Annotated in this window: 17 protein-coding genes; 11 read left to right on the forward strand and 6 right to left on the reverse strand. The window is 59.9% G+C overall.

Annotation, left to right across the window (positions count from 1 at the left end; genetic code table 11):
- Positions 1–76: 76 nt before the first annotated feature.
- The gene (locus AB4P91_RS04035; RefSeq protein WP_395604361.1) at positions 77–877 is read left to right on the forward strand and encodes a phosphatase PAP2 family protein; all 801 of its coding nucleotides are present in this window, start codon (positions 77–79) and stop codon (positions 875–877) included.
- Between the two features lie 111 nt (positions 878–988).
- Here the strand turns inward: AB4P91_RS04035 and AB4P91_RS04040 are convergent, their stop codons facing one another.
- Complete coding sequence (locus AB4P91_RS04040) at positions 989–1396, reverse strand: RNA-binding S4 domain-containing protein (protein ID WP_150593838.1); 408 nt, start codon at positions 1394–1396, stop codon at positions 989–991.
- Between the two features lie 116 nt (positions 1397–1512).
- On the opposite strand from AB4P91_RS04040, the gene AB4P91_RS04045 reads away from it, so the two are divergent.
- The 3 genes from AB4P91_RS04045 (at position 1513) to rimK (ending at position 3690) form a co-directional block, all read left to right on the forward strand.
- Complete coding sequence (locus tag AB4P91_RS04045; RefSeq protein WP_150596775.1) at positions 1513–2292, forward strand: EAL domain-containing protein; 780 nt, start codon at positions 1513–1515, stop codon at positions 2290–2292.
- Between the two features lie 76 nt (positions 2293–2368).
- Positions 2369–2788 (forward strand): ATP-dependent zinc protease, encoded by a 420-nt coding sequence (locus AB4P91_RS04050; protein WP_234451789.1) that lies wholly within the window; start codon positions 2369–2371, stop codon positions 2786–2788.
- Positions 2785–3690: a 30S ribosomal protein S6--L-glutamate ligase gene (gene rimK, locus AB4P91_RS04055; protein WP_007952690.1), complete on the forward strand. Its 906-nt coding sequence runs from the start codon at positions 2785–2787 to the stop codon at positions 3688–3690. Before AB4P91_RS04050 ends, rimK begins: the two co-directional genes overlap by 4 nt.
- An 89-nt stretch (positions 3691–3779) precedes the next feature.
- Here the strand turns inward: rimK and AB4P91_RS04060 are convergent, their stop codons facing one another.
- Positions 3780–5093: an ATP-binding protein gene (locus tag AB4P91_RS04060; RefSeq protein WP_042557135.1), complete on the reverse strand. Its 1314-nt coding sequence runs from the start codon at positions 5091–5093 to the stop codon at positions 3780–3782.
- A 114-nt stretch (positions 5094–5207) separates the two neighbouring features.
- Positions 5208–5948 (reverse strand): two-component system response regulator OmpR, encoded by a 741-nt coding sequence (ompR, locus tag AB4P91_RS04065; protein ID WP_150593835.1) that lies wholly within the window; start codon positions 5946–5948, stop codon positions 5208–5210.
- A 358-nt stretch (positions 5949–6306) separates the two neighbouring features.
- Here ompR and AB4P91_RS04070 point away from each other — a divergent pair, with 358 nt between their 5' ends.
- The 7 genes from AB4P91_RS04070 to tauD all read left to right on the forward strand — a co-directional run bounded on the left by AB4P91_RS04070 (position 6307) and on the right by tauD (position 14689).
- Positions 6307–8631 carry a Tex family protein gene (locus AB4P91_RS04070; RefSeq protein ID WP_395604362.1) on the forward strand — a complete coding sequence of 775 codons (2325 nt, stop codon included), beginning with the start codon at positions 6307–6309 and terminating at the stop codon, positions 8629–8631.
- Positions 8631–9014 carry a PaaI family thioesterase gene (locus AB4P91_RS04075; protein WP_150596774.1) on the forward strand — a complete coding sequence of 128 codons (384 nt, stop codon included), beginning with the start codon at positions 8631–8633 and terminating at the stop codon, positions 9012–9014. The genes AB4P91_RS04070 and AB4P91_RS04075 overlap by 1 nt, the downstream gene beginning before the upstream one ends.
- 269 nt (positions 9015–9283) lie before the next feature.
- Positions 9284–10867 (forward strand): glutamate--cysteine ligase, encoded by a 1584-nt coding sequence (gene gshA, locus AB4P91_RS04080; protein WP_150593831.1) that lies wholly within the window; start codon positions 9284–9286, stop codon positions 10865–10867.
- Positions 10868–11192: 325 nt separating this feature from the next.
- The gene (gene tauA, locus AB4P91_RS04085) at positions 11193–12170 is read left to right on the forward strand and encodes a taurine ABC transporter substrate-binding protein (protein WP_150687663.1); all 978 of its coding nucleotides are present in this window, start codon (positions 11193–11195) and stop codon (positions 12168–12170) included.
- A gap of 16 nt (positions 12171–12186) precedes the next feature.
- The gene (tauB, locus tag AB4P91_RS04090) at positions 12187–12981 is read left to right on the forward strand and encodes a taurine ABC transporter ATP-binding subunit (RefSeq protein WP_150687664.1); all 795 of its coding nucleotides are present in this window, start codon (positions 12187–12189) and stop codon (positions 12979–12981) included.
- Positions 12978–13811, forward strand: a complete 834-nt coding sequence (gene tauC / locus AB4P91_RS04095) for a taurine ABC transporter permease TauC (protein ID WP_150596770.1) — start codon at positions 12978–12980, stop codon at positions 13809–13811. Before tauB ends, tauC begins: the two co-directional genes overlap by 4 nt.
- A gap of 35 nt (positions 13812–13846) precedes the next feature.
- The gene (gene tauD, locus AB4P91_RS04100) at positions 13847–14689 is read left to right on the forward strand and encodes a taurine dioxygenase (RefSeq protein WP_395604363.1); all 843 of its coding nucleotides are present in this window, start codon (positions 13847–13849) and stop codon (positions 14687–14689) included.
- 210 nt (positions 14690–14899) lie between these two features.
- Here tauD and mgrA read toward each other — a convergent pair whose 3' ends face one another.
- From mgrA to epsC, 3 genes are all read right to left on the reverse strand, one after another.
- A complete protein-coding gene (mgrA, locus tag AB4P91_RS04105; protein ID WP_150596768.1) occupies positions 14900–15937 on the reverse strand; it encodes an L-glyceraldehyde 3-phosphate reductase in 1038 nt (345 codons plus the stop codon).
- Between the two features lie 90 nt (positions 15938–16027).
- Positions 16028–17989: a choline transporter BetT gene (betT, locus tag AB4P91_RS04110; RefSeq protein ID WP_191624045.1), complete on the reverse strand. Its 1962-nt coding sequence runs from the start codon at positions 17987–17989 to the stop codon at positions 16028–16030.
- 491 nt (positions 17990–18480) lie between these two features.
- On the reverse strand, positions 18481–19407 hold the full coding sequence (epsC, locus tag AB4P91_RS04115; RefSeq protein ID WP_395604364.1) for a serine O-acetyltransferase EpsC: 927 nt from the start codon (positions 19405–19407) through the stop codon (positions 18481–18483).
- Between the last annotated feature and the right edge of the window lie 37 nt (positions 19408–19444).

Below are 19444 nucleotides of genomic sequence, written 5' to 3' on the forward strand. Positions count from 1 at the left end.
ATTGGTTACAAAATATGAAAATGCCGCGCTTCTTTGCACCTGTTTGGTGCGATCGTTCAGCCACGGGAGGCATTTTATGAACAATCCGGGTTTGTTCCAATCAAGGTGGAACCTCGGTCGGCTGGTTCTGTGCAACGTCGTGCCATTGGCGTTGCTGGCTTTCTGGTTATGGCCTACGGGCAACATGCTGTGTGTGATTTTCGACGAGTGGCTGTTTCGCTCGCTCAATGCACCGCTGGCCAGCAACCCGATATGGCTCCACATCTGGGCAATTGCAAGTCTGCGCCCGTTCGACATCGTCGTCGGACTGATTCTGCTGATGCTGTTGATCAAGGGCGACTGGGTGTTCAAGGCAATTGACGTGCGTCGCGCGTTTTTCGGTTTTTTCTCGATTCTGTTGTTGATGGTGGTGATTCGCGCACTGTTTTCCAAGTTCGCCGACCACATGGGCTGGCAGCACAGCAGTCCGTCGATGGTGCTGGAGGGCGCGGTGCACCTCAGCGACTACTTCCCGCATTTGGAGAAGGCCTGGGAGCTGAAGGATCGCTCGAGCCAGAGCTTCCCCGGTGACCATGCGTCGGTGTTGCTAATCTGGGCACTGTTCATGGGTGTGTTCAGCCGTACGGTCGGACAGTTCGTGACGATCTGGAGCCTGACGCTGCTGTTCATGCTGCCGCGACTGGTGGCTGGCGCGCATTGGGGTCAGGACGATTACATCGGCGGGATGTTGCTGGCGGTGTGGGCGTTAGGCTGGGGTTACTACACGCCGTTTGCGTATCACTCGGCGAATTTCTGGTTGAAGGTGACGGCGCCGATGTTCAATCTGCTGGGCAAGTTGCCGCTGGTTTCGCGGATGAGTGTGGTGCGTAGCGCCTGATACCGTGTCGCCCCGGCGAGTGCTGCGCACTCGAATCGCCAGCAGGCTGGCTCCCACATTCCTACTGTGGAGACAGCCTGCTGGCGATGAGGCGGCACTGAAACATCAGTCTTAGTCGTCGTTGCTGTTCCCACGAAATTTAAACAGATCCCGCCGCTGCTTCTTGCTCGGTTTGCCGTCGGTGCTCATGCCCAATGCGCCAGCCTTGCGCATTGCTGCGGCCGCTTCGCGCTTAGCAATACTCGCTTCGGTTTCCGCGTACAAAGCCTGCGCCTCGGGTGCCCCACGACGCACGATCGACAAGGCTTCGACCCTGACGATGCGCACTTCGAAACCGGTACGTATCTCGAACTCATCGCCGACGCGTGGTTCTTTGCCGGGCTTGCAGCGTTCGCCTCGACAATGCACCTTGCCACTCTCGATTGCGGCTTTGGCCAAGGCACGGGTTTTATAAAAGCGCGCCGCCCACAACCATTTATCGAGACGGACCTTGTCGTCCTCTTCCTGTTTTTGTGCCATATGAATTCCTCGCTCAGCCAGTAGTCGGAACTGTACTACCGTTTCTGTCGGGCGCAAGAACGCGCCCCTCCAGATAGACTGTGATCTTGGCCGATTCATCGGCATGGAGTGATCGAGTGACTAAATTTCCGTCTTCATTAACCTCGCCCAAGACGGGCTGCCAGGGCTGCCAGCAAAGTGAGCCGCTGGGCTTCGATTTTGCCTTCGCCTACCAACCTATCGTTGATCTGCGCGACCAGTCGGTTTTCGCTCATGAAGCGCTGGTCCGCGGTGTAGCCGGCGAAGGGGCATTGACGGTGTTAGATCAGGTTACAGAAGAAAACCGCTACCGTTTCGACCAGCTCTGCCGGATGCGCGCCATCGAAGGCGCGGCCAATCTTAATATGCAGACACACTTGTCGATCAACTTCATGCCCAACGCTGTCTATCGTCCAGAGTTATGTATTCGCAGCACCCTGGAAGCGGCAAAAAAACACAATTTCCCGATCGACCGACTGATTTTTGAAACACTGGAAAGCCAGCACGTAGATAACTATCGCCATTTGACCCATATTCTGCGTGAATACCGCGAATTCGGCTTCAAGACCGCCATCGACGACTTCGGTGCCGGTTATTCGGGGCTCAATCTGCTGGCTGATTTCCAACCGGACCTGATCAAACTCGACATGGCGTTGATCCGCGATGTCGATCAAGACCGTGTCCGTCAGGCAATCGTGCGGGGGATTGTCACAATCTGTGCGGAGTTGGACGTTACAGTCATTGCCGAAGGCATCGAGAGCGCCGGTGAACGGGATTTCCTGGCGGACTGTGGAATATTTCTGATGCAGGGTTACTGGTTCGCCAAACCTGCATTCAAAGCCTTGGCTCAGATACCACCTGACGCCTGGGCGCGTTAATCGTTGGTTTTTTATATTGAAGACATTTGACCATTTGACCGTTGTCGGTCTGCGCGAGTGGGTGGCGCTCCCGGATTTGGGCGTTGCAGGCCTGCGCGCAAAAATCGACACCGGTGCCAGTACCTCCAGCCTGCATGCCACCGACATCGAACCGTTCGAACGTGACGGCGAGAAATGGGTGCGTTTTACCGCGCATCTGGGCACGGTGGTGCAGTTGCGTCACCGGCGTTGCGAAGCACCACTGGTGACGCGCAAAACCATCAAGAGCTCCAACGGCCATGCCCAGGAACGCTACGTGATCAGCACCACACTGGCCCTGGGTGATCGGGTCTGGCCCATCGAGTTCACCCTGGCCTGCCGCAAGTCCATGCGCTATCGCCTGTTACTCGGCTCCAAAGCCCTGATTGATGGCCAGTTGGTGGTCAATCCGGGCATCAAATATGTACAAGACAAGCCGGTGTTCCCGGTATCTACCTCCTCCACAGGTGTTGCATGAAGATCGCTGTGCTGTCGCGGAACCCGCGTCTGTATTCCACCCGTCGTCTGGTCGAGGCCGGCACTGAACGCGGGCATGAAATGGTCGTGATCGACACCTTGCGCGCCTACATGAACATCGCCAGCCACAAGCCGCAGATCCACTATCGCGGCAAACCACTGGAAGGCTTCGACGCGGTGATCCCGCGGATCGGCGCGTCGGTGACGTTCTATGGCTGCGCGGTGTTGCGCCAGTTCGAAATGATGGGTGTATTCCCGCTCAATGAGTCGGTGGCCATTGCCCGCTCGCGGGACAAATTGCGCTCGCTGCAATTGCTGTCGCGCCGTGGCATTGGTTTGCCGGTGACCGGGTTTGCTCACTCGCCGGATGATATTCCCGACCTGATCGACATGGTCAACGGCGCGCCACTGGTGATCAAAGTGCTGGAAGGCACCCAGGGCATCGGCGTGGTGTTGTGCGAAACCGCGACCGCGGCCGAGTCGGTGATCGAGGCGTTCATGGGCCTGAAGCAAAACATCATGGTTCAGGAATACATCAAGGAGGCTGGCGGTGCAGACATCCGTTGCTTCGTGGTCGGCGACAAGGTAATCGCGGCAATGAAGCGTCAGGCCAAACCGGGTGAATTCCGCTCCAACCTGCATCGCGGCGGCAGCGCCAGTCTGATCAAGATCACCCCGGAAGAACGCATGACGGCGCTGCGTGCGGCCAAGGTCATGGGGCTGTCGGTGGCGGGCGTGGATATTCTGCGCTCCAATCACGGGCCGCTGGTGATGGAAGTGAATTCGTCGCCGGGACTGGAAGGGATCGAGACCACCACCGGGAAGAACGTGGCGGGAATCATCATTGAGCATCTTGAGAAGAATGGCGGGCCGAATATGACCCGCACCAAAGGCAAAGGCTAAAGCCAGCTTCAAGCGGCAAGCCCCAAGCGACAAGTAAAGTCGCTCTTGCTTGCCGCTTGCCGCTTGCAGCTTGAAACTTGCAGCTGCTTCTATACCGCATCGCGCGGAAGCATCAACCCCAACGGCAACCGCACCCGCGCTTCCAGACCACCACCGGACCGGTTGCGCAGTTCAACATTGCCGCCATGCATTGAAGCAATCCGCTTCACGATCGCCAAGCCCAACCCCGTACCCTTGCCGCCGCGTGCACGGTCGCCACGCGTGAACGGGTTGAAGATCGCCTCAAGCTCCGACGGATCAATCCCCGCACCACGGTCCATCACACTCAGCACCACATACGGCGCACTGGTGTCGCCGGACACATAAGCCGCCACTTCAACGCCGCTGCCGGCATGGTTCAAAGCGTTGCCGATCAGGTTGTTGAGCAGACGTTTCATCGATACCCGACGCAACGGGAACGGCTGGATCGGCTCCAGACGCAGACGAACTTTCTCTTCAGTCTGGTTGTACGGCGCCGCCACTTCACGCACCAGATCGCTGAGGTCGACCTCCTCCACCGACTCGTCACGACCATCGCGAATGAACGCGAGGAACTGGTCGAGAATCGCGTCCATGTCTTCGATATCGCGCACCATGTCGTCAGTCAGGTCGTTGTGGTCGCCCATCAATTCCAGCGACAGACGCAAGCGCGTCAACGGCGTACGCAGGTCATGGGAGACGCCGGCCAGCATCAGCTCACGCTCACGTCCGGCCTGTTCGACATCTTCGGCCATCTGATTGAAGGCGCGATAGACCTCGGTCATCTCGCTCGGCGTGTCGCTGATCGGCAGACGCACGCTTCGACCCTGGCCGAGTTGCCGGGCGGCGTATACCAGGCGCTTCAAGGGTTGGTTGAGCTGGCTGACAAAAATCCACGCCGAGGCCGTCGACAGCAAACCGATCGCGAGGAACCAGCCCAGCACGTTCCAGATTTTCTGACCACGTAACGGATGTGGATACAACGGCACCTTCAGCCAGCCATCACCCAGGCTCGGGGCGCGAACCCACAGGGCCGGCGGCGAATGCATGCGTAATCGCACTTCGGTGTCGGCGCCGAGTTCCGCCTGCATCTGTCGTTGATAGATCTCGCTGTACGGCCAGTGCTGTTCGCCTTCCGGCACACCGGCACCCACCACCCGGATCAGGGTCGCGGCATCGGCGATCTTCGCGCGGTTTTCTTCGTCAGCGGCCCAATAGGCGCGCAGCGTCAGGGCGACGCCGTGGCTGTATTGACGATCCACCAGCACGTCCTCGTTCATCAACAGATAAACCAGGGTCAGCGCCTTGGAAAACAGCACGACGATGAGCACCAGCCAGAGGGTGCGAGAGAAAAAACTTTGGGGGAACCAGACGGGCGTCTTCATCAATAACCGCTACACACTTGCAGGAGCGAGCAATGCTCGCATATTGCGGATTGCGAGTCTGTGGGCATGGCCGTTTGACCAAACCCCAGCAGACCCGCTCCTACAAATCGCCGATCACTTGGTGGCGGCGCCATCCGGTACGAACACGTAGCCAACGCCCCAGACAGTCTGGATGTAGCGCGGTTTCGACGGATCGGGCTCGATCATCCGGCGCAGACGGGAGATCTGCACGTCGATGGAACGCTCCAGGGCATCCCACTCGCGGCCACGGGCCAGGTTCATGAGCTTGTCGCGGGTCAGTGGCTGACGCGCGTTCATCACCAAGGCCTTGAGTACCGCAAACTCACCGGTAGTGAGCATGTGCACTTCGTCGCCACGTTTGAGCTCGCGAGTGGCCAGCGACAACACGTAGTCACCGAAGGTGACATTTTCGTCTTCGCTCCCCGGTGCGCCCGGCACGGGTGAGGCCTGGCGACGCAACACCGCTTTGACCCGGGCCATCAGTTCGTCCGGGTTGAACGGCTTGGCCAGGTAATCGTCAGCGCCCAGTTCCAGACCCTTGATGCGGCTCATCTCATCGCCCTTGGCGGTGAGCATGATGATCGGAATCTGGTTGTTCGCGGCCCGCAGACGGCGGCAAGCGGTCAGACCGTCTTCGCCGGGCAGCATCAAGTCGAGGACGACCAGATTGAATACTTCACGCGCCAGCAGACGGTCCATCTGCTCGGTATTCGGTACGGTACGGGCACGGTAGCCCTTGCTGACGAAGAAACGTTCCAGCAGGCTGCTCAGCCCCGGATCGTCATCAACGATAAGAATTTTTTCGCCTTCAGCAGTTTGTGCAGTGCTGCTCATTGGATGCTCCTTTTAGCTCGGCGCGCATTATGGCGTAGCTGCCGTTATACGCACCGTGTGCATTGTTAGCAGATTTTTCCTTCACTGCCAGAAAACCGGGGTTTAAGCCTACAGACTGTGACGCCCCCGAATGACAGAACGCTGGTTATAATGCGCGGCGTTTTGTGCCAGGCAACGTCTGAATCGTTACCGCAAGTAGCCGGCTTTTTTCCCGGCCAGCGCAGTAATTGTTCGATTTCACGGGTCAATGGGCTGCCTTTTGACCCAGGCAGCGGCAATCTTCAAGCCGCTCAACCAGACTCCGGGCCTTTTATTTCCGTGCCTGCGAGCCTGCTTTCACAATATGTCAGGTGGTTTTATGGACAGCATCAACAGCCGCATCGCCGAGGAACTCGGCGTACGCCCACAACAGGTCGAAGCGGCCGTCGCGCTACTCGATGAAGGCTCAACCGTTCCCTTCATTGCCCGTTACCGAAAAGAAGTCACCGGCAGCCTCGATGACACCCAGTTGCGTCATCTGGAAGAGCGTCTGCGCTACCTGCGAGAACTCGACGAACGGCGCATCAGCATCCTGGCCAGTATCGAGGAGCAAGGCAAACTCACTCCTGCTCTTGAGCGCGATATCAAACTCGCCGACACCAAGACCCGCCTCGAAGACTTGTACCTGCCGTACAAGCAGAAGCGCCGCACCAAGGGCCAGATTGCCCTGGAAGCCGGCCTCGGCGACCTGGCCGACAGCCTGTTCAACGACCCGAACCTTGCACCGGAAACCGAAGCCGCACGCTTCGTCGACGCCGAAAAAGGCGTGGCCGACGTGAAGGCTGCGCTGGAAGGCGCCAAGTACATCCTGATGGAGCGTTTCGCCGAAGACGCCAGCCTGCTGGAAAAACTGCGTACCTATCTCAAGCAGGAAGCCATCCTCACTGCCCGCGTCATCGCCGGCAAAGAAGAGGAAGGCGCCAAATTCCGCGACTACTTCGAACACGACGAACCGCTGAAAAGCATGCCGTCGCACCGTGCATTGGCGATTTTCCGTGGTCGCAACGAAGGCATCCTCAGCTCGGCGCTCAAAGTCGGCGACGAACTGCCGGGCACCATGCACCCGTGCGAAGGCATGATCGGTCAGCAATTCAATATCCAGAACCAGAACCGTCCGGCCGACAAATGGCTTGGTGAAGTGGTGCGCTGGACCTGGAAGGTCAAGCTCTACACCCACCTCGAAACCGACCTGCTGGGCGAGCTGCGCGACGGCGCCGAAACCGAGGCGATCAACGTTTTCGCCCACAACCTGCATGACCTGTTGCTGGCCGCACCGGCCGGCCCACGCGCAACCCTGGGCCTCGACCCGGGCTTGCGTACCGGTTGCAAGGTTGCCGTGGTCGATTCGACCGGCAAGATGCTCGATCACGCCACGGTTTACCCGCACGTGCCGCACAACAAGTGGGATCAGACCATCGCCATTCTGGCCGCTCTGTGCGCCAAGCATTCGGTTGACCTGATCGCCATCGGCAACGGCACCGCCAGCCGCGAAACCGACAAACTGGCCATCGAACTGATCAAAAAATATCCAGCGATGAAGATGACCAAGGTCATGGTTTCGGAGGCTGGTGCATCGGTGTACTCGGCGTCGGAACTGGCAGCCAAGGAATTCCCGGATCTGGACGTGTCGATCCGTGGCGCGGTGTCCATCGCCCGCCGTCTGCAGGATCCGCTGGCAGAGCTGGTGAAGATCGATCCGAAATCCATCGGCGTTGGCCAGTACCAGCACGACGTCTCGCAGCTGAAACTGGCGCGTGGTCTGGATGCCGTGGTCGAAGACTGCGTGAACGCCGTCGGCGTGGACGTGAACACCGCCTCGGTGGCGCTGCTGGCGCGGATCTCCGGCCTCAACGCCACACTGGCGCAGAATATCGTTGCCCACCGCGACGAACACGGCGCGTTCAAGACCCGTGCAGCGCTGAAGAAAGTCGCACGTCTGGGCGAAAAAACCTTCGAACAGGCTGCCGGTTTCTTGCGCGTGATGAACGGCGACAACCCGCTGGATTCCTCGGCCGTTCACCCGGAAGCCTATCCGCTGGTGCAACGCATTGCCGCTGAAACCGACCGCGACATCCGTTCGCTGATCGGCGACGCCAGTTTCCTCAAGCGTCTGGATCCGAAGAAATTCACCGACGAGACCTTCGGTCTGCCGACGGTGACCGACATCCTCCAGGAACTGGAAAAACCCGGCCGTGACCCGCGTCCGGAGTTCAAGACTGCCGAGTTCCAGGAAGGCGTAGAAGACCTCAAGGACCTGCAACTGGGGATGATCCTTGAAGGTGTCGTCACCAACGTGACCGCGTTCGGCGCATTCGTCGACATTGGCGTGCATCAGGACGGTCTGGTGCACATCTCGGCGCTGTCGGAGAAGTTCATCAAGGACCCACGCGAAGCGGTGAAGGCCGGTGATGTGGTGAAAGTGAAGGTCATGGAAGTCGACATTCCGCGCAAACGCGTCGGCCTGTCGATGCGCATGGGCGACACCCCGGGCGAGAAAATCGACGGAGCCCGCGGCTCGCGTCCGGGCTCGGCGCAGCGTCAGCCGTCGAACAACGCGCCGCGCAAGGAAACCGCGACTGCCGCGCCAGTGAACAATGCAATGGCCTCGCTGTTCGCTAACGCCAAACAGCTGAAGAAACGCTGATGGAAATGCCGGCCGGGCTCGTCGAGAGCGCGTTTTTCAAGCTGTTGGGCTGTCGCCTGCACAGCCTGGAAACCGGGGTGGCGCAAGTCGCCCTGGGGCTGGAACCCGAACTGCGCAACCGCGGCGGCAAATTGCACGGTGGCGCGCTGTTCAGTCTGGTCGATATCGCCATGGGGCTGGCGTGTTCCAGCACCCACGGCTTCGATCAGCAGAGCGCGACCATCGAGTGCAAGATCAACTACATCCGCGCCGTCTCGGACGGCGAGGTGCTGTGCACGGCGCGGGTGATCCACCCGGGCCGGCGCACGCTGGTGGTCGAGGCCGAGGTGATGCAGGGCGACAAACTGGTCGCAAAAGCGCAAGGCACGTTCGCTGTCCTGTAGATGTTGATCATCATTTTGAGTTAATTTCGGCGCAATGAATCCTGTGGGAGCGAGCCTGCTCGCGAAGCCGGTGTGTCAGTCGGCGATGATGTCGGCTGGAAAACCCTCTTCGCGAGCAGGCTCGCTCCCACAGGGATTGTGCAGTTCTTGACCGACCGGCAAATGGCCTGCCGCAAAAAACCAGGCGAAAACGCCAGTTTCAACTTCACCCTTGTAGACCGTCCTGCCCACCCCCATATTGGGGCGACTGACGCGTGAAGGAATCCAAATTGAGCGAACTTCTCAACCGCCGCCTGGCTCTGCTCGGCGAGCGCGCCAACCTCTCTCTGCTCGAACAGTGCCTCCACGGTATCGAACGTGAATGCCTGCGCGTGACCAGCGAAGGTCGACTGGCGCAAACGCCGCACCCGGAAGCCTTGGGTTCCGCGCTGACCAATGAAAAAATCACCACCGACTATTCCGAGTCGTTGCTGGAATTCATCACGCCCGCCCTGCCCGACCCGGCAGACACCTTGGCGAGCCTGGACAAGATTCATCGCTTTGCCTACAGCAAACTCGGCAACGAGTACCTGTGGAGTCCATCGATGCCGTGCCCGTTGCCGGCCGAGGAAGACATCCCGATCGCCTATTACGGCACCTCCAACATCGGTCAACTCAAGTACGTCTATCGCAAAGGCCTGGCCCTGCGTTACGGCAAGACCATGCAGTGCATCGCCGGGATTCACTACAACTTCTCCCTGCCGGAAAAACTCTGGCCGCTGCTCAAGGAAGCGGAAGGTTTTGTCGGTACCGACCGGGATTTCCAGTCAGTCTCCTACATTGCGCTGATCCGCAATTTCCGTCGCTACAGCTGGCTGCTGATGTACCTGTTCGGTGCGTCGCCTGCGCTCGACGCCGGTTTCCTGCGCGGTCGTTCGCATCAACTGGAACAACTGGACCCGGACACGCTGTACCTGCCGTACGCGACCAGCCTGCGCATGAGCGATCTCGGTTATCAGAGCAACGCCCAGGCCGGCCTGACGCCGTGCTACAACGATCTGGCGAGCTACACCGACAGCCTGCGAAAAGCCGTCGCCACGCCCTACGCGCCGTACGTTGAAGTCGGCACGCATCAGGATGGCGAATGGGTGCAACTGAACACCAACATCCTGCAGATCGAAAACGAGTACTACTCCAACATCCGCCCGAAACGCGTGACCTACACCGGCGAGCGGCCGATCCAGGCGCTGGTCGCCCGTGGCATTCAGTACGTCGAAGTGCGCTGTCTGGACATCAACCCGTTTTTGCCGATGGGCATCGACCTTACCGAGTCGCGCTTCCTCGACGCCTTCCTGCTGTATTGCGCGCTGAACGACAGCCCGCTGCTGACCAACACCTCGTGCAGCAATGCCACCTCGAACTTCCTCAGCGTGGTCAAGGAAGGTCGCCGTCCGGGCCTGCAATTGCAGCGTGACGGTGAGGCGGTCGACATGAAGACCTGGGCAGCCGAATTGCTGGAACAGATTGCTCCGCTGGCGGCACTGCTGGATCAAAGCCATGGCTCTGATGCGCACAGCACCGCGCTGGATGCGCAACTGGCCAAGGTCAAGGATTCGTCCCTGACGCCATCGGCGCAGGTGCTGGCCGCGATGGCCGAGCACAAGGAAAGCTTCGCGCAGTTCTCTCTGCGCCAGAGTCAGGCTCATGCCGAGTTCTTCCGCAGCGAGCCATTGGCGGCTGATGAGCAAGGGAAGTTTGAGGAGTTGGCGCGAACTTCGCTGGCGGCGCAGGCTGAGCTGGAGCAAAACGAGGTGGGCGATTTTGATGTGTTTGTCGGGTCGTACCAGGCGAGCATTCTGGCGATCAGTAACTGAAGAGCCCCTGAAAGCCCCTCACCCTAGCCCTCTCCCGGAGGGAGAGGGGACTGACCGTGTTGTTAGCTCGAGCTACACCGACCTGAACGACCAAGTCGAACTCAGGATTTGAAAAGCCCCCGATCTGCTCCCTTTCCCCCTCTCCCATTGGGAGAGGGCTGGGGTGAGGGGCTGGATCTCACTGACACAAATTTTTCTCGAATACATCTCCCGATTAGATTCTTCCGCTCATAAGCTCATTCGAAAAAGTTATTTATTTCTCGATTCTTAGATCATTTAGTCTCCTTTCACGCCGACACTCGGTCGCCTGACATGGAGCTTTTCAATGAAACTGAATTTCCCGCTTCGCCTGCTGGCCGTGGCCTCTTTGGCTGCCGCGAGTTTTCTGGCTCAGGCCACCGACCTCACCGTTGCCTACCAGACCACCGTTGACCCGGCGAAAGTCGCTCAGGCCGACGGCGCCTACGAGAAAGCCACCCAAGCCGATATCAGCTGGCGCAAGTTCGACAATGGCGCCGACATCATCGCCGCCATCGCTTCCGGCGACGTGCAGATTGGTTACCTCGGTTCGAGCCCGCTGACCGCGGCGATCACCCGCAAAGTCCCGGTAGAAACTTTCCTCATTGCCACCCAGATCGGCGCTGCCGAAGCACTGGTTGCCCGCGACGGTTCCGGGATCAAGACGCCGCAGGACCTGATCGGCAAGAAAATCGCCGTGCCGTTCGTGTCCACCGGTCACTACAGCCTGCTCGCCGCTCTGAAGCACTGGAACATTGATCCAGCGAAAGTCACCGTGCTCAACCTCGCCCCGCCAGCGATTATCGCGGCGTGGAAACGCGGTGACATCGACGCCACCTACGTTTGGGACCCGGCCCTCGGTGTGGCCAAGGAAAACGGCAAAGTGCTGATCACTTCCGGCGAACTGGCCAAATTCGGCGCGCCGACGTTCGATGCGTGGATCGTGCGCAAGGACTTCGCCGAGAAACACCCGGAAATCGTCACCGCGTTCGCCAAGGTCACCCTCGACGCCTACGCCGATTACCGCAAGGACCCGAAAGCCTGGCTCGCCGATCAATCCAACGTCGACAAACTTGTGAAGTTGTCGGGCGCCAAGGCCAGCGACATTCCGCTGCTGCTGCAAGGCAACGTCTATCCGCTGGCGGCGGATCAGGTCAGCGACCTCGGGGCGCCGACCACCAAAGCCATTACCGACACCGCCGCGTTCCTCAAGGAACAAGGCAAGGTCGAAGCCGTTCTGCCGGACTACGCGCCGTACGTCAGCGCCAAATACATCACCAACTGATCGGGAGTTAACCGCGATGGCCTTGCTACAGCTGGAGCGCATCAGCGCACAGTACCCGGGCAGCCCGGACCCGGTGCTGGCGGATATTTCTCTGACCCTGGGGCCTCAACAATTGCTGGTTGCCCTCGGCCCGTCCGGCAGTGGCAAGACTTCGCTGTTGAACCTGATTGCCGGTTTCGTTGAACCGAGTGCCGGGCGCATCACCCTCGACGGCGTGGCGGTCAAAGGCCCGAGCGCCGAACGTGGCGTGGTGTTCCAGGACGACGCCTTGCTGCCTTGGCAGGACGTGTTGGCCAACGTCGCATTCGGTCTGGAACTGGCCGGCCTTGCCAAAGACAAACGCGAAAAAATCGCCCGCGAAATGCTCGCACTGGTCGATCTTTGCGGGTTCGAAAGCCGACGCATCTGGCAACTCTCTGGTGGGCAAAAGCAACGCGTCGGCCTTGCCCGTGCCCTCGCTGCCGACCCGCGCGTTTTGCTGATGGACGAACCCTTCGGCGCCCTCGACGCCTTTACTCGCGAACAGATGCAGGCGCTGTTGCTGCAAGTCTGGCAGCGCACCGCCAAACCGGTTTTCCTGATTACCCACGACATTGAAGAAGCGGTGTTCCTCGCCACTGACCTGATTCTGCTGGCGCCGAATCCGGGGCAGATCGTCGAGCGCCTGCACCTGGACTTCGGTCAGCGATATGCCGCTGGTGAGTCCGCGCGAGCAATCAAATCCGACCCGCGTTTTATCGAAACCCGCGAACACGTACTCAGCAAAGTGTTCTCGCAACGCAGCGCCGTTCAACGGCAGGAGCGCGCATGAGCAGTTACGACGTTTCCGCTGCGCCAGTAAAACCCCCTTCGGTTGTAATCCCAGCGCGCCGCAGCCTCAGCACTCGCTGGATCAGTCTCCTGACGTTATTCGCTTTGTTGGCAGTGTGGTGGGCAGTTACCGCCACTGGCTTGATCGAACCGCTGTTTCTGCCGCCACCGTCTGCCGTTCTGCAAAAAGGCTGGTTGCTGGCGACCAGCGGCTACATGGATTCGACGTTGTGGCAGCACCTCGGCGCGAGTCTGAGCCGTATTGGCCTGGGCCTGGGTTTCGCGATTCTGACCGCCGTGCCGGTGGGCATTGCCATCGGTGCCAACCGCATCGCCCGTGGTGTGCTTGATCCGCTGATCGAGTTCTACCGGCCGATTCCGCCACTGGCTTATCTGCCGCTGATCGTGATCTGGTGCGGCATCGGCGAATTGTCGAAAGTGCTGCTGATCTACCTGGCGATTTTCGCGCCGATCGCTATTGCGACCGCGACCGGCGTGCGCACCGTAGACCCGGCGAAATTGCGGGCTGCGCAATCGCTCGGCGCCACTCGTGCGCAATTGATTCGCCACGTGATTCTGCCCAGCGCCCTGCCGGACATTCTTACCGGTGTGCGCATTGGTCTGGGGGTCGGTTGGTCGACGCTGGTCGCCGCCGAACTGATCGCCGCCACCAGCGGTTTGGGCTTCATGGTGCAATCGGCCGCGCAGTTTCTGGTGACTGATGTGGTGGTGCTGGGGATTTTGGTCATCGCCCTGATCGCCTTCGCCATGGAGATGGGCCTGCGCGCCCTGCAACGCAAACTGGTGCCGTGGCACGGCCAGGCGCATTGACTATTTGTAAGCCCCCGAATTCGAAGAGAACCACCATGAGCAGCCTGCACATCACCCCGTTAAGCTCGGCCCTCGGCGCACAGATCAGCGGTGTCGATATCAGCCAGCCATTGAGCCTGGAACACCGCCATGCCATCGAGCAGGCGTTGCTCAAGTATCAAGTGCTGTTCTTTCGCAACCAGCCGATCGAACCGCCGCAACAGGCGCGTTTCGCCGCGTATTTTGGCGACCTGCACATTCACCCGATCTACCCGAACGTGCCGGAGCACCCGCAAGTGCTGATCCTCGACACCGCCGTCACCGACGTGCGCGACAATGCGATCTGGCACACCGACGTGACCTTCCTGCCGACGCCGGCGATGGGCGCAGTACTCAGCGCCAAGCTGCTGCCGGAGTTTGGTGGCGACACGTTGTGGGCGAGCGGGATTGCCGCGTACGAAGCGCTATCGACACCGATGAAAACCCTGCTCGAAGGGCTGACTGCGACTCACGATTTCACCGGTTCGTTTCCGCTGGAGCGCTATGGCAACACGCCTGAAGCGCTTGCCCAATGGGAAGAGGCGCGGCGCAAGAATCCACCTCTGTCGCATCCTGTGATTCGTACACATCCGGTGAGCGGGCATCGATCGTTGTTCGTCAATGAAGGCTTTACGTCGAAGGTCAATGAGCTCTCGGAAACCGAAAGCGAGGCGATTCTGAAGTTTCTGTTCGCCCATGCAACGCGGCCGGAATTCACCATTCGCTGGCGTTGGCAGCAGGACGATATTGCGTTCTGGGATAACCGCGTGACGCAGCATTACGCGGTGGATGATTACCGCCCGGCGCGGCGGGTGATGCAGCGGGCGACGGTGTTGGGGGATGTGCCGTTTTTTCGTTGAGCCCTGAAACAGCAAAAGCCCCTCACCCTAACCCTCTCCCCGAGGGAGAGGGGACTGACCGAGGTGTTTGTACGAGCTACATCGACATGAAATATCGGGTTGAATTCAAGTTTTGAAAAGCATGAAGATCGGCTCCCTTTCCCCCTCGCCCCCTTGGGGGAGAGGGCTGGGGTGAGGGGGTTGGATCTTGCTGACCCAACCCAATCTTCATCACTCCGCCGTCGAAGGCTTCTCCCAAAGATTGATCCCGCCCTCTTGGGCAAACCGGTCGATTTCCGCCAATTCCTCAGCACTGAAACTCAAATTCTTCAATGCCCCGACGTTCTCGATAATCTGCTCCGGCCGGCTCGCGCCGATCAGTGCCGAGGTCACCCGTGGATCACGCAGGGTCCAGGCCAGCGCCAGTTGCGCCAGGCTCTGGCCGCGACGCTTGGCAATCTCGTTCAGCGCGCGCACGTGGGCGATGTTGGCCTCGGACAAGTGCGCAGCCTGCAGCGAACCACCGCCCGGACGATTGACCCGGGCATCTGCCGGCACGCCGTTGAGGTATTTGTCGGTCAGCAGACCTTGCGCCAACGGCGTGAAGGCGATGACCCCGGTGCCGAGTTCGTCGGTGGTGTCGAGCAGGTCTTTTTCCACCCAGCGATTGAGCAGGTTGTACGCCGGCTGATGAATCAGCAGCGGCACTTTCCACTCTTGGAGCAGCGCTGCCATCTCGCGGGTTTTCACGCCCGAATACGATGAGATGCCGATGTACAACGCCTTGCCCTGTTGCACTGCAGTGGCGAGGGCGCTGGCGGTTTCTTCCAGCGGGGTGTCCGGGTCGAAGCGATGCGAATAGAAGATATCCACATAGTCCAGACCGAGGCGTTGCAGGCTCTGATCGAGGCTCGCCAGCACGTATTTGCGCGAACCGCCGCCCTGCCCGTAAGGGCCGGGCCACATGTCCCAACCGGCCTTGCTGGAGATGATCAGCTCATCGCGATACTGCTTGAAGTCTTCGCGCAGCAGGCGACCGAAGTTGATCTCGGCGCTGCCGTACGGCGGGCCGTAGTTGTTGGCCAGGTCGAAGTGGTTGATCCCCAGGTCGAACGCGGTGCGCAGCAAGGCGCGCTGGGTGTCGATCGGCGTGCTGTCGCCAAAGTTGTGCCACAGGCCCAGCGACAGCGCCGGCAGCACCAGACCGCTGCGGCCGACGCGGCGGTACGGAATGGAGTCGTAGCGATTTTCGGCAGCGGTGTAAGTCATCGAATCCTCTCTTGTTTGTCTTGGAACAGGTGTCGACTGCTTCGCGAGCTGAGCGCCAAGTCCTCAGCAGACCTGGCGCCCAGCTCATGATCAACGTACCAGGTGCAGGAACTGCATGTGGCGTTCGTACTGGTCGAGGATGTCGTTGATGATCTGTTCCTTGGTGTAGCCGACCAGATCGTAATCCTGACTGCCCTCGCTCAGGTGCACTTCAGCGCGGTAGTAACGGCGATTATTGAGCTGTTTGGAACCCATGCCGCCACGTGCGAACGACGGCGTGAAGTAGCCACGCATCTGCACCTGATAGATGAACGGATGCTGCTCGCCATGGCCGATTTCCAGGCTGACGTTGTCATGCGCAGGATCGGGCTGAGTGACCACATTCAAGCCTTTCTCGACGAACACCGCCGTCACTTCTTCGATCGCCGGGCGCACCGTGGTGTCCATGAAGCGGTACACCTCATCACGCGACGGGAAATGCACGGCCTGGCTCAAACGCTGTCGCCAACCGCCCGTCCCACGCCGTGCACCGGACACCGGCGCCAGCGAATGAAGTTGCGCGATCTGCTTCTGCGATTCGAGATAGAACGCCTTGTGCAGACCCCACATCATCAACAGCAGAATCAGCGAGAACGGCAACGAGGTCAGCACCACGGCCGACTTCAATGCATCAATGCTGCCGGAGAACAGCAGCGCACTGGTGATCAACGCTGTCATCGCGCCCCAGAACACCCGCAGCCATTTAGGCCCGTCTTCGTCAGGGTTGCCGCCCTTGGCGGACAGGGTCGAGAGCACCACCGTGCCGGAGTCAGCCGAGGTGACGAAGAATACGAAGCTGATAAACACCGTCACGGCGATGACAGTTTTGCTCCACGGGTAGGTTTCCAGCAGCAGGTAGAGGGTCATCGACGGATTCTCGATCGCCGACATGCCCATCGCCGACATTCCGTGATTGAGCACCTGATCGATGGCGCTGTTGCCGAAGATCGACATCCACGCCAAGGTGAAACCGAGCGGAATCAACAGCACGCCGAAAACGAATTCACGGATGGTGCGGCCACGGGAAATCCGCGCAATGAACAGGCCCACGAACGGCGACCATGCAATCCACCAGGCCCAGTAGAACACTGTCCAGCCGCCGAGCCAGTCGCTCGGTTTGTCATAGGCGTAGAGATCGAAACTCTTCATCGGCAAAGCGCCGAGGTAGTCGCCGATGTTCTGGATCAAAGTGTTGAGCAGGTGCTGAGTCGGGCCGGCAAACAGCACGAACAGCAGCAGCGCACACGCCAGCAGCATGTTGATGTCGGACATCACCCGCACGCCTTTATCGACCCCGGCCACGGCGACGAGGATCGCCGCGCCCATCATCAGCGTAATCAGGCCGACCTGAATCCACTGGGTGTGGGCAATGCCGAACAGGTAGTCGAGACCCGAGTTGAGGTGCAGCACACCGAAGCCCATGTCGGCGCCGAGACCGAACACCGTGGCGATGATGCCGAAGCCATCCACCGCGTAACCAATCGGGCCGTTGATGCGTTTGCCGATCAGTGGATACAGCGCCGAACGCAGGGCCAGCGGCAGGTTATGCCGATAGGCGAAGTACGCCAGGGCCATACCGACGAAGGCAAAAACGCCCCAGCCATGCAGGCCCCAGTGCAGAAACAGCACCTGCATGGCCTGACGCGCCGCGTCCGCGGTGCCGGCCTCGCCTTGTGGCGGCTGCAGCATGTGCGTCAGCGGCTCTGAAACGCAGAAAAAGAACAGCGTAATGCTGATCCCGGCGGCGAACAGCATGCCGGCCCAGGACAGATAACTGAATTCGGGTTCGTCGTGGTCGGCACCGAGTTTTATCTTGCCGTAGCCGGATAACGCGGTGACCACCACGAAGACCAGATACAGCGTCATCGCGAGCATGTAATACCAGCCGACCGTGTTGGCCGCCCAGTTTTGCGCTTCAAGCAGCCAGGCACCGGCTTGTTGCGGCATGGCGATGACAACGAGACCAAACAGCAGAATAAACGTCGCGGCGAAGTAGAACACCGGCGGATTCATCCGCACCAGACCGCTGGCGGGGGTAGACGATGCACTCATGAAACATGCACCTCGAGGGGTTGAAACGTGGCTGAAATGATCGGACTCAGCAAAGGCAAGCCTCCTGTTGTGAGCGGGCAGCGAACCACCGGTTTAACTTGAATGAACGTTCAAGTTAAACATGAATGGGGTGGTTAGGACTAATCGCAGGGCTAGGCGGTAGCTTTCCTACAGTAGCCCAAGGACGCGTATGACGTTGGTTTGGGGTAGTTCGTTCAACAGCCCCTCACCCTAACCCTCTCCCAGAGGGAGAGGGGACTGATTGGGGAATGTTTGAGAGCTACACCGACTTGATCCTGCTGTACCGAATCCGGAGTCGGCAGACACAGTTGCCTCGAACCCGTAATCGGCAGATGACGTTGCGTTTTCAAATCCATAATCGACTTGGTCGGCCCCGTCTCCCCCGCGAGAGGGCTGGGGTGAGGGGCCTGGATTTCAAGGTCGCAAAAAGCCTACTTCTGCGTCCCGTCATCATGCTGCAAATTGGCCTGAGTCAAATTGCACCCGGCCGGCACACTGCGGGTCAGCCACACATTGCCGCCAATGGTCGAGCCCTTGCCAATGGTGATCCGTCCAAGAATCGTCGCCCCGGCATAAATCACCACGTCATCTTCAACAATCGGATGACGCGGATGGCCCTTCTGCAACTGCCCGTCTTCATCTGCCGGGAAGCGTTTGGCGCCCAGCGTCACGGCCTGATAAATCCGCACCCGCTCACCAATAATCGCGGTCTCGCCGATCACCACACCCGTGCCGTGGTCGATGAAGAAACTGCGGCCGATCTGCGCGCCCGGGTGGATATCGATGCCCGTCGCCGAGTGAGCGATTTCCGCGCTGATCCGCGCCAGCAACGGCAACCCGGCGCGATACAAATGGTGCGCCAGACGATGGTGAATTACCGCCAGAATCCCCGGGTAGCACAGCAGCACTTCATCAACGCTGCGCGCTGCCGGATCGCCGTGATAGGCCGCCAGCACGTCGGTGTCGAGCAGCGTGCGCAACCCCGGCAAGGCAAGGGCGAAATCCTGGACGATCTGGATCGCCCGGGCATCAACTTCGGTGTCGACCTGCGCGCTGTGCCGGGCAACATAACGCAGCTCAAGTCGCGTCTGCGCCAGCAAGGCATTCAACGCGACGTCGAGGGTGTGCCCCACATAAAAATCTTCACTTTCTTCGCGTAGATCGACCGGCCCCAGGCGCATCGGGAACAACGCGCCACACAACGTCTCGAGAATCTCCGCCATCGCAGCACGCGAGGGCAGCTCGCGGCCACCCTGCTCGCCGGAGGCCCGGCCATTTTGTGCGCGCCACTGATCCCGTGCGGTGCGCAGTTGGCTGACGATGGTCTGCAATTGCCAATGGCTGGAACGCTCGCTCACGGTAAAGACTCCTCACGCGCGGCCGGACTGTCTGGCC

The organism is Pseudomonas sp. B21128, assembly GCF_044218865.1.
Classification (GTDB): Bacteria; Pseudomonadota; Gammaproteobacteria; order Pseudomonadales; family Pseudomonadaceae; genus Aquipseudomonas; species Aquipseudomonas iridis.

Coding starts and splice junctions, on each gene's coding strand:
- AB4P91_RS04035 (WP_395604361.1), top strand. CDS start 77: ATGAACAATCCGGGTTTGTTCCAATCAAGGTGGAACCTCGGTCGGCTG.
- AB4P91_RS04040 (WP_150593838.1), bottom strand. CDS start 1,396: ATGGCACAAAAACAGGAAGAGGACGACAAGGTCCGTCTCGATAAATGG.
- rimK (WP_007952690.1), top strand. CDS start 2,785: ATGAAGATCGCTGTGCTGTCGCGGAACCCGCGTCTGTATTCCACCCGT.
- AB4P91_RS04060 (WP_042557135.1), bottom strand. CDS start 5,093: ATGAAGACGCCCGTCTGGTTCCCCCAAAGTTTTTTCTCTCGCACCCTC.
- ompR (WP_150593835.1), bottom strand. CDS start 5,948: ATGAGCAGCACTGCACAAACTGCTGAAGGCGAAAAAATTCTTATCGTT.
- AB4P91_RS04070 (WP_395604362.1), top strand. CDS start 6,307: ATGGACAGCATCAACAGCCGCATCGCCGAGGAACTCGGCGTACGCCCA.
- AB4P91_RS04075 (WP_150596774.1), top strand. CDS start 8,631: ATGGAAATGCCGGCCGGGCTCGTCGAGAGCGCGTTTTTCAAGCTGTTG.
- tauA (WP_150687663.1), top strand. CDS start 11,193: ATGAAACTGAATTTCCCGCTTCGCCTGCTGGCCGTGGCCTCTTTGGCT.
- tauB (WP_150687664.1), top strand. CDS start 12,187: ATGGCCTTGCTACAGCTGGAGCGCATCAGCGCACAGTACCCGGGCAGC.
- tauC (WP_150596770.1), top strand. CDS start 12,978: ATGAGCAGTTACGACGTTTCCGCTGCGCCAGTAAAACCCCCTTCGGTT.
- tauD (WP_395604363.1), top strand. CDS start 13,847: ATGAGCAGCCTGCACATCACCCCGTTAAGCTCGGCCCTCGGCGCACAG.
- mgrA (WP_150596768.1), bottom strand. CDS start 15,937: ATGACTTACACCGCTGCCGAAAATCGCTACGACTCCATTCCGTACCGC.
- betT (WP_191624045.1), bottom strand. CDS start 17,989: ATGAATCCGCCGGTGTTCTACTTCGCCGCGACGTTTATTCTGCTGTTT.